General features: G+C 65.8%; 14 protein-coding genes. 11 read left to right on the top strand and 3 right to left on the bottom strand.

Going from position 1 to position 15,331, the window contains the following annotated elements; translation table 11 throughout:
* The first annotated feature begins 14 nt into the window (after positions 1 to 14).
* Both N792_RS06950 and N792_RS06945 read left to right on the top strand, forming a co-directional pair.
* Positions 15 to 1,301: an NAD(P)/FAD-dependent oxidoreductase gene (locus N792_RS06950; protein ID WP_036193965.1), complete on the top strand. Its 1,287-nt coding sequence runs from the start codon at positions 15 to 17 to the stop codon at positions 1,299 to 1,301.
* Positions 1,298 to 1,639, top strand: coding sequence for a tRNA-binding protein (locus N792_RS06945; RefSeq protein ID WP_036193743.1), 342 nt, complete (start codon positions 1,298 to 1,300; stop codon positions 1,637 to 1,639). The genes N792_RS06950 and N792_RS06945 overlap by 4 nt, the downstream gene beginning before the upstream one ends.
* A 74-nt stretch (positions 1,640 to 1,713) precedes the next feature.
* Here the strand turns inward: N792_RS06945 and N792_RS06940 are convergent, their stop codons facing one another.
* The 3 genes from N792_RS06940 to N792_RS06930 form a co-directional block, all read right to left on the bottom strand.
* On the bottom strand, positions 1,714 to 2,916 hold the full coding sequence (locus N792_RS06940; RefSeq protein ID WP_036193742.1) for an acetyl-CoA C-acyltransferase: 1,203 nt from the start codon (positions 2,914 to 2,916) through the stop codon (positions 1,714 to 1,716).
* Positions 2,917 to 3,058: 142 nt separating this feature from the next.
* Positions 3,059 to 5,434 carry a 3-hydroxyacyl-CoA dehydrogenase/enoyl-CoA hydratase family protein gene (locus tag N792_RS06935; RefSeq protein ID WP_036193741.1) on the bottom strand — a complete coding sequence of 792 codons (2,376 nt, stop codon included), beginning with the start codon at positions 5,432 to 5,434 and terminating at the stop codon, positions 3,059 to 3,061.
* A 38-nt stretch (positions 5,435 to 5,472) separates the two neighbouring features.
* Positions 5,473 to 6,093 carry a TetR/AcrR family transcriptional regulator gene (locus N792_RS06930; RefSeq protein WP_036193740.1) on the bottom strand — a complete coding sequence of 207 codons (621 nt, stop codon included), beginning with the start codon at positions 6,091 to 6,093 and terminating at the stop codon, positions 5,473 to 5,475.
* Between the two features lie 234 nt (positions 6,094 to 6,327).
* Here N792_RS06930 and ndk point away from each other — a divergent pair, with 234 nt between their 5' ends.
* The 9 genes from ndk (at position 6,328) to moeB (ending at position 15,230) form a co-directional block, all read left to right on the top strand.
* Complete coding sequence (gene ndk, locus N792_RS06925) at positions 6,328 to 6,753, top strand: nucleoside-diphosphate kinase (RefSeq protein WP_036193738.1); 426 nt, start codon at positions 6,328 to 6,330, stop codon at positions 6,751 to 6,753.
* A gap of 135 nt (positions 6,754 to 6,888) precedes the next feature.
* On the top strand, positions 6,889 to 8,082 hold the full coding sequence (gene rlmN / locus N792_RS06920; RefSeq protein WP_425478861.1) for a dual-specificity RNA methyltransferase RlmN: 1,194 nt from the start codon (positions 6,889 to 6,891) through the stop codon (positions 8,080 to 8,082).
* A 34-nt stretch (positions 8,083 to 8,116) separates the two neighbouring features.
* Entirely contained in the window at positions 8,117 to 8,911 is a 795-nt protein-coding gene (gene pilW / locus N792_RS06915; protein ID WP_224743931.1) for a type IV pilus biogenesis/stability protein PilW, read from the top strand.
* Between the two features lie 5 nt (positions 8,912 to 8,916).
* Complete coding sequence (locus tag N792_RS06910) at positions 8,917 to 9,720, top strand: RodZ domain-containing protein (RefSeq protein ID WP_036193963.1); 804 nt, start codon at positions 8,917 to 8,919, stop codon at positions 9,718 to 9,720.
* A gap of 111 nt (positions 9,721 to 9,831) precedes the next feature.
* Positions 9,832 to 10,461, top strand: coding sequence for a YfgM family protein (locus N792_RS06905; RefSeq protein WP_036193734.1), 630 nt, complete (start codon positions 9,832 to 9,834; stop codon positions 10,459 to 10,461).
* The gene (gene bamB / locus N792_RS06900) at positions 10,461 to 11,666 is read left to right on the top strand and encodes an outer membrane protein assembly factor BamB (protein ID WP_052103603.1); all 1,206 of its coding nucleotides are present in this window, start codon (positions 10,461 to 10,463) and stop codon (positions 11,664 to 11,666) included. Before N792_RS06905 ends, bamB begins: the two co-directional genes overlap by 1 nt.
* Before the next feature lie 34 nt (positions 11,667 to 11,700).
* A complete protein-coding gene (gene der / locus N792_RS06895) occupies positions 11,701 to 13,098 on the top strand; it encodes a ribosome biogenesis GTPase Der (protein WP_036193732.1) in 1,398 nt (465 codons plus the stop codon).
* Positions 13,099 to 13,101: 3 nt separating this feature from the next.
* On the top strand, positions 13,102 to 14,028 hold the full coding sequence (locus N792_RS06890) for a molybdopterin-binding protein (protein WP_052103602.1): 927 nt from the start codon (positions 13,102 to 13,104) through the stop codon (positions 14,026 to 14,028).
* A gap of 74 nt (positions 14,029 to 14,102) precedes the next feature.
* Positions 14,103 to 15,230: a molybdopterin-synthase adenylyltransferase MoeB gene (gene moeB / locus N792_RS06885; protein WP_036193730.1), complete on the top strand. Its 1,128-nt coding sequence runs from the start codon at positions 14,103 to 14,105 to the stop codon at positions 15,228 to 15,230.
* Positions 15,231 to 15,331: the final 101 nt, after the last annotated feature.

Raw genomic sequence — 15,331 nt, 5'->3', positions numbered from 1 at the left:
TGCTGACTGGGGCGATGACGCTTTCCTACTATCAGGCCACGCGTCCGGAACCGCCTGTCCGTCATGCCCCGTTGCAAGGGCCGCACGACATCCGTGTGTGCGTGATCGGGGGCGGCTTCGCCGGCCTCAACACCGCGCTGGGTCTGGTCGAGCGCGGCATGCGCGATGTCATGTTGCTGGAAGGGCAGCAGATCGGCTTCGGGGCTTCCGGTCGCAACGGCGGTTTTGTGTTCGGCGGATTCTCCCTGGGGGAGGCGTCACTGCTCGCCCGGCTCGGTGCACCGCGGGCGAAGGCCCTGTATGGCGGCACGATGCAGGCGATGGAGTTGATCCGCCAGCGCATCCACCGCCACGAAATCGATTGCGATGCCGTCGAAGCCGGCGTGATCTGGGCCAACTGGTTCCGTGACCCCTCGATCCTGCGGCAGCGACAACGCTTGCTGGCGGAATCCTTCGGCGTCGACTGGCAATGGTTGCCGCAGTCCGAGCTGCGCAACCTGGTCCATAGCCAGCGCTATGGCGATGGCCTGTTCGAGGCCGGTGCTTTTCACTTCCATCCGCTCAAATACGCGCTCGGACTGGCCCGTGCCGCGACCGAAGCCGGACTGGCCGTGCATGAGTGCAGTCCGGTCGTGTCGCTGCAGCGCAACGGGTCAGGGTGGCGGATAACCACGCCGGAAGGGCAGGTCGACGCCGAGCAGGTCGTGCTTGCCTGCGGCGGCTACCTGGCCGGCCTGGATCACAGGGTCGACGCGTCGGTCATGCCCATAGCCACCTATGTGATGACCACCGAGCCACTGGGGTCTCGTATGGACGACATCCTGCACACCCGCGCGGCGGTTTACGACAGCCGGTTCGCGTTTGATTACTACCGGCCGCTGCCCGATACGCGACTGTTGTGGGGTGGGCGGATATCGATACGGGACCGTTCGCCCGAGGCCGTGAAGCGGTTGCTGTATCGCGACGTGTTGAAGGTCTTTCCGCAACTGGACGGCGTGGCGGTCGATCACGCCTGGTCCGGCCTGATGAGTTACGCGCGCCATCAGATGCCGCAGATCGGGCTGGTCGGTGACGGACTGTGGCTGGCCCAGGCTTTCGGCGGCCATGGCGTGGCTCCGACCACGTTTGCGGGCGAACTGGTGGCGTCGGCGATTGCGCAGGGAGACGTGCGCTGGCGTGAGTTCAACGGGTTCGGCCTGGTATCGGCATGGAAACCGGCCGGCCAGGTGGCGGCGCAACTCAGTTACTGGTGGGCCGGACTGAAGGATGGATGGAAGGCGGCAATGGAGGGCAGCCGATGAGTGACGTTGAACCCATCAGCTGGGGCGACTTCCAGAAGGTACTGCTGTGTGCCGGTACGGTGACGCGTGTCGAGGCATTTCCCGAGGCGCGCCGGCCGGCCTGGAAACTCTGGGTCGACTTCGGCGTCCACGGCATCCGCAAGACCAGCGCACAGATACGTGAACTCTATGAGCCGGAAACGCTGCTCGGGAAACAGATCGTCGGCGTGCTCAATTTCCCGCCCAGACAGATCGGCCCCTTCATGTCGGAGTTCCTGCTGACGGGATTTCCCACGGAGGCCGGCGTGGTGATCACCACGGTCGACAGCCCGGTCCCGGACGGCACCCGGATGGCCTGAGCAACGCGATAAAAAACCAGGGCCGCGCTTGGCGACCCTGGTTTCTGTGTTGATGCCGGTTTGACCGATACCGATCAGAGCGCTTCGAAAATACCCGCAGCGCCCATGCCGGTACCGATGCACATCGTCACCATGCCGTATTTCTGCTGGCGACGGCGCATGCCGTGCATGATCGTCGCCGCGCGGACCGCACCGGTGGCGCCAAGCGGATGGCCCAGCGCGATCGCACCGCCCAGCGGATTGACCTTGGACGGATCGAGTTCGCTGTCGCGGATCACCGCCAGCGCCTGTGCGGCGAAGGCTTCGTTGAGCTCGATCCAGTCCAGCTGATCCTTGGTCAGACCGGCCTGCCGCAGCGCCTTTGGAATCGCGGCGATCGGGCCGATCCCCATCACTTCAGGGCGCACACCGGCGACCGAGAAGCTGACAAAACGCGCCAGCGGGGTCAGGCCGTAATCCTTGATCGCCTGCGCCGACGCCAGCAGTACCGCACCGGCGCCATCGGACATCTGCGAGCTGTTGCCGGCGGTCACGCTGCCGCCGAACTGGCCGTTGCGGAACACCGGGCGCAATCGAGCCAGCCCCTCGATGGTGGAGCCGACCCGCGGGCCTTCATCGGTGTCGACCAGCACCTTCTTCTCGCGGATGGTATAGCGCTCCAGATCGGGCAGGTGCGAGACGACTTCCAGCGGGCTGATCTCGGCCTTGAACTCACCGGCCTCGATCGCGGCCAGAGCCTTCAGATGGGACTGGAGCGCGAACGCATCCTGGTCCTCGCGGCTGACCTTCCACTCCTCGGCAACCTTCTCGGCGGTGATGCCCATGCCATAGGCGATGTTGACGTGGTCGTCCTTGAAGACCTTCGGCGACAGCGCGACCTTGTTGCCCATCATCGGCACCATCGTCATCGACTCGGTACCGCCGGCCAGCATCAGGTCGGCCTGGCCGAGGCGGATCTGGTCGGCAGCCAGCGCGATCGCCTGCAGGCCCGACGAGCAGAACCGGTTGATGGTCTGCGCGGCGATGGTGTCCGGCAGCCCGGCCAGCAGCACGCCGATGCGCGCCACGTTCATGCCTTGCTCGCCTTCGGGCATGGCGCAGCCGATGATCGCGTCATCGATGCGGTTCACGTCGATGCCCGGTGCCTGGGCGATCACGGCCTTGAGCACGTGGGCGAGCATGTCGTCGGGGCGGGTGTTGCGGAATGCGCCACGCGCCTTGGCCACCGGGGTGCGGGTGGCGGCGACGATGTAGGCGTCTTGAACTTGTCTGGTCATGGAATTACTCCGAATGCGATGGGGTTTTTCGGCACACGGATGTGCCGGCGCGGCGTCGCGAAGCGGCCGCGGCCATTGGTGAAAACCACGCTTTTCGCCGAGGGCAAAGAAGTCGCGGCAGGAGGCCCGATCTTCTTCACCATCAATTCCGCAGCGGCTTGCCGGTCTGCAGCATGTGCGCCACGCGGGCCTGGGTCTTGGGCATCTGGGCCAGGGCGACGAAGTGTTCGCGCTCCAGCTTCAGCAGCCAGTCCTCGTCGACCAGCGAGCCGCGATCGACCTCGCCGCCGCACAGCACGGTGGCGATGCGGGTGGCGATCTCGTAGTCGTGCTCGGAGATGAAGCGGCCCTCCAGCATATTGACCAGCAGCATCTTGAAGGTTGCGATGCCGACGTCGCCGGCGACCTGGATCCTGCGCGCCGGCAGCGGCGGGCGGTAGCCGGACTCGGCCAGTGCCCGCGCCTGCGCCTTGGCGACATGCAGCAGCTCGAAGGCGTTGAACACGACCACATCGTCCTTGCGCGCCAGCTGCAGCGACTTGGCTTCCAGCGCCGAGCCGGCCACCTTGGCCATCGCGATGGTCTCGAACACGGTCTTCAGCTCGGCGAACACGTCGCCGTTCGGACCAGCCGCATCGGAGGCGCGAACCGCCAGCTCCTTCAGCCCGCCGCCGGCAGGCAGCAATCCGACGCCGGCTTCCACCAGTCCGACGTAGCTTTCCAGTCCGAACACCGTGCGCGCCGCGTGCATCTGGAACTCGCAACCGCCGCCCAGCGCGAGGCCACGGACGGCCGCGACCACCGGTACCTGCGAGTACTTGATCCGCTGGCTGGTGCGCTGGAAGTTCGCGACCATCGCATCGAAACCCTTGATGTCGTTGGCCTGCAGCAAGCCCAGCGCGCCGGAGAGATCCGCGCCGGCGGAGAAGGGCTCCTTCGCCTGCCAGATCACCAGCCCGGCGAACTCCTTTTCCGCGCGGGTGATCGCTTCCTGCAGCCCATCCAGCACCTGGTCGGACACGGTGTTCATCTTGGTCTTGAAGCTGACCACGGCGAGGTCGTCACCTTCGTCGGCCCACATCCGCACGCCGTCGTTCTCGAACACCGTGCGGCCCTGCGAGAACTTCTCGCCCAGCAGCGCATCCGGGAAGCGCTGTCGCGCGTACACCGGGTTGGAGGAGCGCGGCACCATCGTGTCGCGTCCCGGGCTGTAGCTGCCGTCGGTCGAATGCACGCCGTCGCGGCCGTCGAACACCCAGTCGGGCAGGGTGGCATTGCTCATCGCCTCGCCGGCGACGATGTCCTCGGCGATCCATTCGGCGACCTGCTTCCAGCCGGCAGCCTGCCAGCTCTCGAACGGACCGACCGACCAGCCGTAGCCCCAGCGCATGGCGAAATCGACGTCACGCGCGGTTTCAGCGATGTCCTTCAGATGGAAGGCGCTGTAGTGGAAGGTGTCGCGGAAGCAGGCCCACAGGAATTTCGCCTGCGGATGCGCGCTGGCGCGCAGGGCGGCGAACTTCTTCGCCGGGTCGCGTTCCTTCAGCAGTGCGGCGACGTCCGCATCCAGCTCACCTGCAGAAGCGCGGTAATCCTGCGCCTTCAGGTCCAATACCAGGATGTCCTTGCCACGCTTGGTGTAGAAGCCCGCGCCGGTCTTGGCTCCCAGCGCGCCTTTTTCGACCAGCCCGGCCAGCCACTTGGGCGCCTTGAAGTACTGGTGCCACGGGTCGTCGGGCAGGGTGTCGGCCATGGTCTTGATGACGTGGGCCATGGTGTCCAGCCCGACCACGTCGGCCGTGCGGTAGGTCGCCGACTTCGGCCGGCCGATCGCCGGGCCGGTCAGCGCATCGACCGTATCGAAGCCGAGCTTGAACTGCCCGGTGTGGTGCATCGCCGCCAGCATCGAGAACACGCCGATGCGGTTGCCGATGAAGTTCGGGGTGTCCTTGGCGATCACCACGCCCTTGCCCAGGGTGGTGGTCAGGAACGTCTCAAGCCCTTCCAGCACCGCGGCATCAGTGCTGCGGGCCGGGATCAGCTCGGCCAGGTGCATGTAGCGCGGCGGATTGAAGAAGTGCACGCCGCAGAAGCGGTGGCGAAGTTCCTCGGGCAGCACCTCTGCCAGCTTGTTGATGCCCAGCCCGGAGGTGTTGCTGGCAAGCACGGCATGCGAGGCCACATGCGGCGCGATCTTCCTGTAGAGGTCCTGCTTCCAGTCCATCCGCTCGGCGATCGCCTCGACGATGAGGTCGCAGCCGGCCAGTTGCTCCAGCCCGGTTTCGTAATTGGCGGCGGTGAGCCGGCCGGCCAGTGCCTTGTCGGCCAATGGTGCGGGACTGAGCTTCGCCAGGCCGGCGATCGCCTTGTCGACGATCCCGTTGGGATTGCCGTCCTTGGCCGGCAGGTCGAACAGCACCGTGTCCACACCGGCGTTGGTCAGGTGGGCGGCGATCTGGGCGCCCATGACGCCAGCGCCGAGAACGGCTGCGCGGCGGACAAGTATTTTATTAGACATTACTTGCAACTCCTTGAATAAAATGGCGTTTTCGGATGTCAGCTTTGAAAGCCGGCGGCGGAAAACCGGATCAACTCGCGAGCCGCGCGTTCACGGTGGGCTTTTTCAAGGGTGCCGTTCGGACGCTTGATCAGACCGAAGTCCGCCATTGCATACGTCAGTGCCCCGGCAAGGAAATCCAGCCGCCAATACAACTCCTCCTTGCTCAGTTCGGGCAGGCATACCGCGATGGCCTTGGCAAAGTCGCGCAGGACGTGGCCGTATCGCTCGGACAGGAACTTGCGCAGGCTGTCGTTCTTCTCCGCGTAGGCGCGCGCGACCACCCGCACGAATGCGGCGCCGCCCTGGCGATCCTGGGCGACGGCCAATGCCGGCTCTATGAATGCAGCCAGGATGGGCTCCAGCTCGGCCGGGTGTGTTTGCGTGGCCAGTTTCAGTGCGGCCAGGCGCTGCGCGCTCATGTCGTCCATCCGGCGACGGAACACCTCGTTGACGAGGTTCTCCTTGCTGCCGAAGTGGTAGTTGACAGCGGCGATGTTGACGTCGGCTCGACCGGTGACCTGCCGCAACGAAGTGCCCGAAAAACCGTGTTGGGCGAACAGCTCTTCCGCAGCGCTGAGGATGCGGTCCTTGGTGGAAAAGTGTGTGCTCAGGGCCATGGGTATCCGTGGGGTTGCCGCGACAGGGCTGAATCAAACGTTTGTTTGATGCTAGGCTGAGCGTTCATTTTCGTCAAACGAAATGTTGCGCGGACCCAGCATGTCGGCGTGCGGTTCCGGTAGAATCGCTGGCGCCATATCGGCCAAACCCGCGTCCCGGCGCGGGTTTTTCTGTTACCCTCGGGCGTGGACCTTATAGACAAGGTTGCCGCCCGCCCAATCGGAGATATCCCCATGGCGCTGGAGCGCACCCTTTCGATCATCAAGCCCGACGCGGTTGCCAAGAACGTGATCGGCGAGATCTACACCCGTTTCGAGAAAGCCGGCCTGAAGGTCGTCGCCTCGAAGATGAAGCAGCTGTCCAAAGCCGAGGCCGAGGGCTTCTACGCCGTCCATCGCGAGCGTCCGTTCTTCAACGCCCTGGTGGAGTTCATGATCTCCGGCCCGGTGATGATCCAGGTACTGGAGGGCGAGGGCGCGGTGCTCAAGAACCGTGACCTGATGGGCGCAACCAACCCCAAGGAAGCCGCGGCGGGCACCATCCGCGCCGACTTCGCCGACAGCATCGACGCCAATGCGGTGCACGGCTCGGACAGCCTGGAAAATGCCGCGGTCGAGATCGCCTATTTCTTCCCGGCGACCGACGTCTACGCCCGCTGATCCGCATCCCACGCGATACCGATACAAACACCCATGACCCAGATCCGCGGAAACACCATTGACATCACCTTGGCCGGCGCTTCGTCCGAAGCGCTGTCCCCTGTGGAGTCGGTGTCGCCCGTGGCCCGCGGTCTGGTGGGCGACATCGCGGCGGGCCCGGGGACAACGGCTCTGGAGGCGGCTCCGGTCGCCCCCAGGAAGAACATCTTCGATCTCGACCGCGTTTCGCTTGAGGATTTTTTTGAAGGCGTGCTTGGTGAGAAGCGCTATCGCGCGCACCAGGTGATGAAGTGGATCCACCATCGCTACGTCACCGATTTCGACGAGATGACCGACCTCGGCAAGGTGTTGCGCGCCAAGTTGCAGCAACACGCCGAAGTGCGGGCGCCGATGGTCATCCACGAGAAGCCTTCCGCCGACGGCACCATCAAGTGGCTGATCGGCATGGACCCGAAGAACGCGATCGAGGCGGTCTACATCCCCGACAAGGGCCGCGGCACGCTGTGCGTGTCCAGCCAGGTCGGTTGCGCGCTCAATTGCAGCTTCTGCTCCACCGCCACCCAGGGCTTCAACCGCAACCTGACCACCGCCGAGGTGATCGGCCAGGTCTGGATCGCCGCCCGCCAGCTCGGCAACCTGCCGCACCAGCGCCGCCGTCTCACCAACGTGGTGATGATGGGCATGGGCGAGCCGTTGATGAACTTCGACAACGTGGTGCGCGCCATGAGCATCATGCGCGACGACCTGGGCTACGGTCTGGCGAACAAGCGCGTGACCCTGTCGACCGCCGGCATGGTGCCGATGATCGACAAGCTGGGTGAGGTCAGCGACGTCTCGCTGGCGGTTTCGCTGCATGCCGCCAATGACGAGTTGCGGACCGAGCTGGTGCCGCTCAACAAGAAATACCCGATCGAGCAATTGATGGCCGCCTGCCAGCGTTACGTGAAGCGCAAGCCGAAATCCTCGATCACGTTTGAATACACCCTGATGAAGGGCGTCAACGACCAGCCCGAGCATGCGCGTCAACTGGCGCGGCTGATGCGTCAGTTCGACAATGCCACCCAGATGAAGGACGCCGGGAAGGTCAACCTGATTCCCTTCAACCCCTTCCCGGGCACGCGTTTCGAGCGCTCCTCCGAGGTCGACATCCGCGCGTTCCAGAAGCTGCTGCAGGAAGCCAGGGTGCTGACGACGGTACGCCGCACCCGTGGTGACGATATCGATGCGGCCTGCGGCCAGTTGAAAGGACAGGTGATGGACCGGACCCGTCGCCAGGCGGATTTCCGCAAGACGCTGGCCGCGCAGGGAGTGAACGATGCGAGCGCCTGAGCGCCGTATCCACAGCTTGCGTGGCGGAATGTTGATGGCGGTGGTCGTTGCGGCCGTCGCGGTGTCGGCGTGCAGCCGGCTCACCTTCATCAAGCCGGATCTGGGGCGTCGTGGCTACGAGCAGGTCGCCCCCGGGGTCCAGATGACTCCCGACAGCTACGATTCCGCTACGTCGCGGGCGCGCATGCTGGTCCAGCAGGGACAGACCGCACTGGCCCAGGGTGATGTCGTTGCAGCGGGCAAGGCGGCCGACCAGGCAGTCAAGGCGGCGCCGGATCTGGCGATTACGCAGACACTCGCCGCACTGGTGGCCGAGCGGCGCGGAGACAGTGCGAAGGCGGGCGCGCATTACCGCCGCGCGGTCGAGTTGTCGCCGCAGCAAGGTGGCATGCAGAACAATTACGGCACCTGGTTGTGCAGCAATGGCCGCGCGCGGGAATCCCTGGAGTGGTTTGACCGGGCATTGGCGGACCCCGGCTATCGAACCCCGGCCGTGGCATTGGCCAATGCGGGTGCCTGCGCCGACGAGGCAGGACTGGGCGAGTTGGCGGGACTCTACCTGGAGCGGGCCATCGAGTTGGAGCCCGCCAATCCGGTTGCGCTGGGTGTGATGGCGCAGCGGGAATTCCGGGCGGGGGATGCGTTTCGTGCGCGGGCATTTTCGCAACGCCGGCTGGCGGCAGCACCGGCTGACAGGCATGCGCTGGTGCTTGCATCACAAATCGAGGAAAAACTTGGCGACAAGGAGGCCGCCGCAGGATACGTTCAACGGCTGCGGACGGAGTTCCCGACGTCGGGATCCGGGACAGGGGACAACGGGAAGCGATGACACAGTTGAACAAGACCGCGTCGGGCGCCAACAGCTGTGGCGCGCGCCTCAAGGATGCGCGGGAAAAGGCCAGGCTGACGCAGGAAGAAGTCTCCACCCGGTTGAAGATGCCCGTTCGGGTGATCCGGTCACTCGAAAGCGATGACTGGCAGGAAGGCTCCCCGGTCTTCGTACGCGGCCAGCTGCGCAGTTACGCCCGATTGCTCGGCATCGATATCGAACCGGAACTTGTCCGGGCCGGTGTCAGCGAGGTCGCGCCGTCCACCCTGGTAAGCCACACCCATACCCCGCGTTATCAACGGCTGTTCGAGCAGGCGACCCGTCGCGCGGTATACATCGCGATAACCGCGGTCATTGCCGTCCCGGTATGGCTGGCGACCCGGCCCCACCTGTCCAATGTCCCCGACATCCAGTCATTGGAAGTTCCTGCCATTGTCACCGCTCCGACGGGCCCGGCTGAGCCCGCGGCGACGGTTGCCGCCCCGCAGCGCACTCCTGTGATTGCCTCGATGGGCAGCCTCCGTTCCCCTGCCACGGTGGAAACGACGGGCTTGTCGTTGAGCTTTACCGGCGACAGCTGGATGCAGGTGTTCGCTCCGGATGGCCGGATGATCGAGCAAGGGCTGCTGGGCAATGGCGAGCAGCGCGATTTCGGCCAGCAGGAAATCGGTCGCGTCGTACTCGGCAACGTCTCCGCCGTCGATGTGCGCCGGAACGGCAGATCGGTTGACCTGGCGCCGTTCAGCCGCGCGAACGTGGCCCGCTTTACGCTATCCTCTGACGGTTCCCTCGCGCCGGTCGTCGACTGACCCGCGCCGCGCGCGGGTACGACATCTCCTCACCGGCCCGTCCTGCGGGCTCGTTCGTAATCCAACGGACCGCCCGACCGGGCGGGCCCGGCAAAGCATGGCGGCCCCAGCATGGCAATTGACGATCCACTCGACGAACACGAACAAAGCGAACGCGTCCTGGCCTGGTTGCGCGAGAACGGCGTAGGCCTGGTCGGCGGCATTGTTCTTGGCCTGGCGGCCATCGGCGGCTGGAAGTGGTGGCAGCAGCACGACTACCAGCAGTCGCTGGCCCATGCCGATCAGTACCAGTCCGTCCTCACCGCGATAGAAGCCGACGATCCGCAGGCGGCCGTCAAGCTCGGCCAGTTGGGGGAAGACATCTACGCCGATCTGGCCGCATTGGAACTGGCGGCGAAGCAGGTAAACGCCGGCAAGAACGACGACGCCATCAAGACGTTGCGCGCCATCCAGGCAAGCGATCCGGCGCTGGCGGACATCGTCAACCAGCGTCTGGCCCGTTTGCTGGTCGGCGCGGGGCAGGCGGATGACGCCATCAAGCTGCTCGACGGTTCCGATACGCCCTCGGCGCTGGAAGTACGCGGCGACGCCCAGTACACGCTGGGCCAGGCCGACAAGGCCCGCGAAGCCTACAGCCAGGCCTTGACCAACCTTGACGTGGCCTCTCCGCGCCGGCGGATCCTGGAACTCAAACTCATCGAAGTCGGCGGCATGCCGGCCACTACCGAGGCGCAGTCCTGATGAAGGCCGTACCGACCGCGCGCCGCGCAGCAATTTGTTCCGTACTCGCCCGTGTGTCCATCGTCCTGTTGTGCGCGACCGCACTGGTCGGTTGCAGCACGATGAAGGGCTGGTTTTCCAGCGACAAGAAAAAGGAAAGCGCCCCGGCGGCACTGGTGGACATCTCGCCAAAGGTTCAGGTGAGCAAACTGTGGTCCGCCAGCGCGGGCAAGGGCGAAGGCGCGATCGGCGCACGCCAGGGGCCGGCGATTGCCGATGGCCGCGTGTATGCGGCCGCGCTCAAGGGCGGCGTCCATGCATTCGACCTGCACAGCGGCGCCAGGCTCTGGAGCCATCCCAGCAAACTGGAGCTCAGTGGCGGACCCGGCGTGGGCGAAGGCGTCGTCGCCGTGGGCGGCCTGAATGGCGACGTGATTGCGCTGGATGCGGAAACCGGCACGGAGAAGTGGACTGCAAAGGTCGGCAACGAAGTCATCGCCGCGCCGGCCATCGGCATGGGCATGGTGTTCGTGCGCTCCAATGACGGCCGGGTGACGGCCTTCGACATCAACAGCGGCGAGCGTCGCTGGTTCTGGAACCACGAGGTTCCGATGCTGTCGGTCCGCGGCAACGACGCGCCGGTGCTTGGCCCCGGTTATCTGTTTGTCGGCAACGACGATGGCACGGTCGTCGCACTGGCTGCCAACGACGGCCGGCCGCTGTGGGAGCAGGTCGTCGCGCCCCAGGAGGGTCGTACCGAGCTGAACCGCATGGCCGACATCGACGGCACCCCCGTGCTTGACGATGCCACGTTGTACGCGACCAGTTACAAGCGCAAGACGATGGCCATCGACGCGCCCTCCGGCCAGCCGCTCTGGGTCAGCGATTACGGCAGTTCCGGCAAGATCGCGGTTGCCCCGAACGTGCTGGCCGTTTCCGATACCGACGGCAATGTGTTTGGCCTCTACAAGGCCGGTGGCAGCGCGCTGTGGACGCAGCCCGCACTGGCCCGGCGCAAACTGACCGCTCCGGCGATCCAGGGCGACTATGCGGTGGTGGGCGACTACGACGGCTACCTTCACTGGATGTCGCTGGACAACGGCGAATTCGCCGCGCGTGTCCGCGCCGGCCGCAACCGCCTGCTTTCGGCACCCCGCGTGGCCGATGGCATCCTGGTGGTGCAGGACGTCGACGGCAAGCTGAGCGCGTTCCGGCTGGGGCAGTGATTTTTACCTCCCCTTTTTTTGATCGGACAACATCATGCTTCCGCTAGTCGCCCTCGTGGGTCGCCCCAATGTCGGGAAATCCACACTGTTCAATGCGCTGACGCGCACCCGCGACGCACTGGTCCATGATCAGCCGGGAGTGACCCGCGACCGTCATTACGGCGTATGCCGGCCGGAAGACCAGCGCCATTTCGCGGTGGTCGATACGGGCGGTATCGCCGGTGAAGACGAGGGCCTGGCAGGCGCCACCACCCGTCAGGCCCGCGCCGCAGCGGAAGAGGCGGATCTGGTGCTGTTCATCGTCGATGGCCGCGAGGGAGCCTCACGGCTCGACGACGACATCCTGGCGTGGCTGCGGAAGACGGCGCGGCCGACCTTCCTGGTGGTCAACAAGACCGATGGGCTGGACAGCCATGCCGCCCTCAACGAGTTCGCCCGCTACGGTTTCAGCGATGTCATCGCGGTGTCCTCGGCCCATCGCCAGGGCATCGACGAGCTGATCGAGCAGGTGCTGGCGAAGCTGCCCGAGGACGGCGACGCGGCCCAGCTCGACAACGATCCCTCGCGTATCCGCGTCGCCTTCATCGGTCGTCCCAATGTCGGCAAGTCCACCCTGGTGAACCGCCTGCTGGGCGAGGAGCGGATGATCGCCTCCGACATCCCCGGCACCACCCGCGACTCGGTGGCGATCGACATGGAGCGCGACGGCCGGCTTTACCGGCTGATCGATACCGCCGGCCTGCGCCGCAAGTCGCGGGTCGACGAGGCGGTGGAGAAGTTCTCGATCATCAAGACCCTGCATGCGATCGAGCAGTGCCAGGTGGCGGTGGTGATGCTGGACGCCACCGAAGGGGTGACCGACCAGGACGCCAGCGTGCTGGGCTACGCGCTCGATGCCGGCCGTGCGCTGGTGATCGCGATCAACAAGTGGGACGGACTGAGCGACTACCAGCGCCAGCAGACCGAGTCGCTGCTGTCGCGCAAGCTGGCGTTCGTGAGCTGGGCGGAAGCCGTGCGGATCAGCGCCACCCACGGTTCGGGCCTGCGCGAGCTGTTTGCCGCAGTCCACCGCGCGCATGCGTCGGCGACCCACGAGTTCAGCACCAGCGAAGTCACCCAGGCGATGGAAGTGGCCTACGAGGCCAACCCGCCGCCGGTCGTTCGCGGGCACGTCGCCAAGCTTCGTTATGCGCATCCGGCCGCGAGCAATCCGCCGACGTTCGTCATCCACGGCACCCGCCTGCGCACCTTGACCGACAGCTACAAGCGCTATCTGGAGAACTTCTTCCGCAAGCGTTTCAAGCTGGTCGGCACGCCGGTACGTTTCATCTTCAAGGAGGGAAGCAACCCTTATGAAGGCAAGAAGAACGTGCTGAACGAGAAGCAGATCGCCAAGCGCCGCCGCCTGATCCGGCACGTCAAGCGCGGCTAGGCCGTGGCAGGTTTTTCGCGCGAGCCGGTGCTCGACCAGGCGCAGGCGATCATTCGCGAGGTCGCCACGAGCCATCGTCTCGAACCAGAGACCCTGTCGCTGTCGCGTTGCCACGGCCGCGTTCTGGCGCGGGACGTGGAAGCCGGCGAAGGCGGGGTTCCCGTCTTGCAGCGCGGCGAGTTGCTGACGCCGCTTCGGATCGCCCTGGCTGCCTCTTTCGGCATTCCGGCCCTGCTGGTCAGCCGCAGGCCGACGGTCGCGGTATACACCTGCGGCGAAGACCTGATGGAGCCTGGCATGCCTCTGGCAGCCGGCCAAACCTACGACAGCCATCGCGAGTTGTTGATGGGCCTGTTGCGCGTCGAGGGTCTGGAGCCGACCGCCTGGCCACGCCTGCCGGACGACCCGAAGCGCATCGAGATCGCATTGCGCGACGCGGCCTGTGCGTTCGACCTGATCGTCATCTGTGGTGCCGGCCCGGTGGCTGGCATGGACCATGTTGCCGACGTGCTGGGGCAGTTCGGGCAGATCCATTTCCGGCAGCCGCAGGTGATGCCGGATGCGAAGGCGGTGTTCGGCAGCCTGGATCAGGCGCGGCTGCTTGGCCTGTCGGGTGACCCGGCATCGGTGCTGGCGAACTGGCTGGTGCTCGGGCGGCCGCTGATCGACGGCCTGCAAGGCAGGGCGACGCATCGGCCGGTGTTGCAGGCGCAACTGGTCGTACCCATCGACAGGCAGCATCCCCGGCACGAATTGCTGGGCGCTGCGATGTCGAGTGCCGATGACGGCTCGCTGCGCGCCTGCCCGCAATCGCTGGCCGGAGGGGATTCCCTGCGCGCCGTCATTGCCTGCAATGCCCTGATCGTCTTGCCGGAAGGGCCGCAGCATTTCGCGGCGGGAAGCATCGTCGACGTAGTGCCGTTCCAGTAGGCGGTATCTGCAGGAGGCCCCCGCATCGCCCGGCAGCCATCCTTGTCTTGGCGGGAAGGCGGATAATCGCACCCATGGATATCGAAACCATTACTCCGGCCGAAGCCCGGCGTCGGCAGCAATGCGGCGCCGTGTTGATCGATGTGCGAGAGATTCACGAACGCGCACTCGGCATGGCCGAAGGCGCGCTGGGTATTGCCCGCGGCGAGCTTGAATCGGCACCGGCCGGCAGCATCCCGGATCGGAACACCGCAGTGATGCTGATCTGCGAAGTCGGTGGACGTTCATTGCAGGCGGCAAAAGCGCTGCTGGATGCGGGCTATGCCCGGGTCGCCTCGGTGGAAGGCGGTACGCGGTGCTGGCAAGCCGATGGCCTGCCGTTGGTGCGACCCACGGGCGATCACGACTTTTACGATCGTTACTCGCGCCACCTGCTGTTGCCCGAAGTCGGGGAGGCGGGCCAGCGCAAGCTGCAGGCCGCACGGGTGGCCATCGTCGGCGCGGGCGGACTCGGGTCTCCGTCCGCGTATTACCTGGCGGCGGCGGGCGTCGGATCTCTGGTATTGGCCGATGACGATGTGGTCGACCGCAGCAACCTGCAGCGGCAGATCCTGCACACCGATGCCCGGATCGGCATGGCCAAGGTGGAATCGGCGCGGATCGCGCTGTCGGCGCTGAACCCGAATATCGCCATCGACACGCTCGCCGAGCGCATCACCAGCGCGAATGTCGAGCGCTTGATCGGCGACGCCGACGTGGTGCTCGACGGCGGCGACAATTTCGCCGTGCGCTACCTGCTCAACGATGCCTGCGTGAAGCTGGGCAAGCCGATGGTGTACGGCGCGGTGCACCGCTTCCACGGCCAGGTCAGCGTGTTCGATGCCGGCAGGCACCGCGGCGAGGCACCGTGCTATCGCTGCCTGTTTCCGCAGCCGCCATCGCCCGAGTCGGCACCCAATTGCAGCGAGGCCGGCGTGCTGGGCGTGCTGCCGGGCGTGATCGGCATGCTGCAGGCCACCGAGGTGATCAAGCTGTTGCTGGGAATCGGCGAGCCGCTGTCCGGCCGACTGCTGCATTTCGATGCGCTGGGCATGCAGTTCCGCCAGACCCGGCTGTCGGCCGACCCGGCCTGCGTCGTCTGTGCGCCGGGGCAGGCGTTCCCGGGCTACATCGACTACGAGGCGTTCTGCTCCGCCCGATAGGAGTCGGTCGGGCCATACCTTTCGACGGCGCGGAGTGGCAGCGGTATGCGGGCGGCACGACCTGCAAGAGCCGGGCGCAAGAGCGGGGCGCAAGATCGGCG

It is taken from the genome of Lysobacter concretionis Ko07 = DSM 16239, assembly GCF_000768345.1.
GTDB classification, from domain to species: domain Bacteria; phylum Pseudomonadota; class Gammaproteobacteria; order Xanthomonadales; family Xanthomonadaceae; genus Novilysobacter; species Novilysobacter concretionis.
Note: the sequence above shows the minus strand (reverse complement) of the source record. Positions and strands in the feature narration are given on the sequence as shown.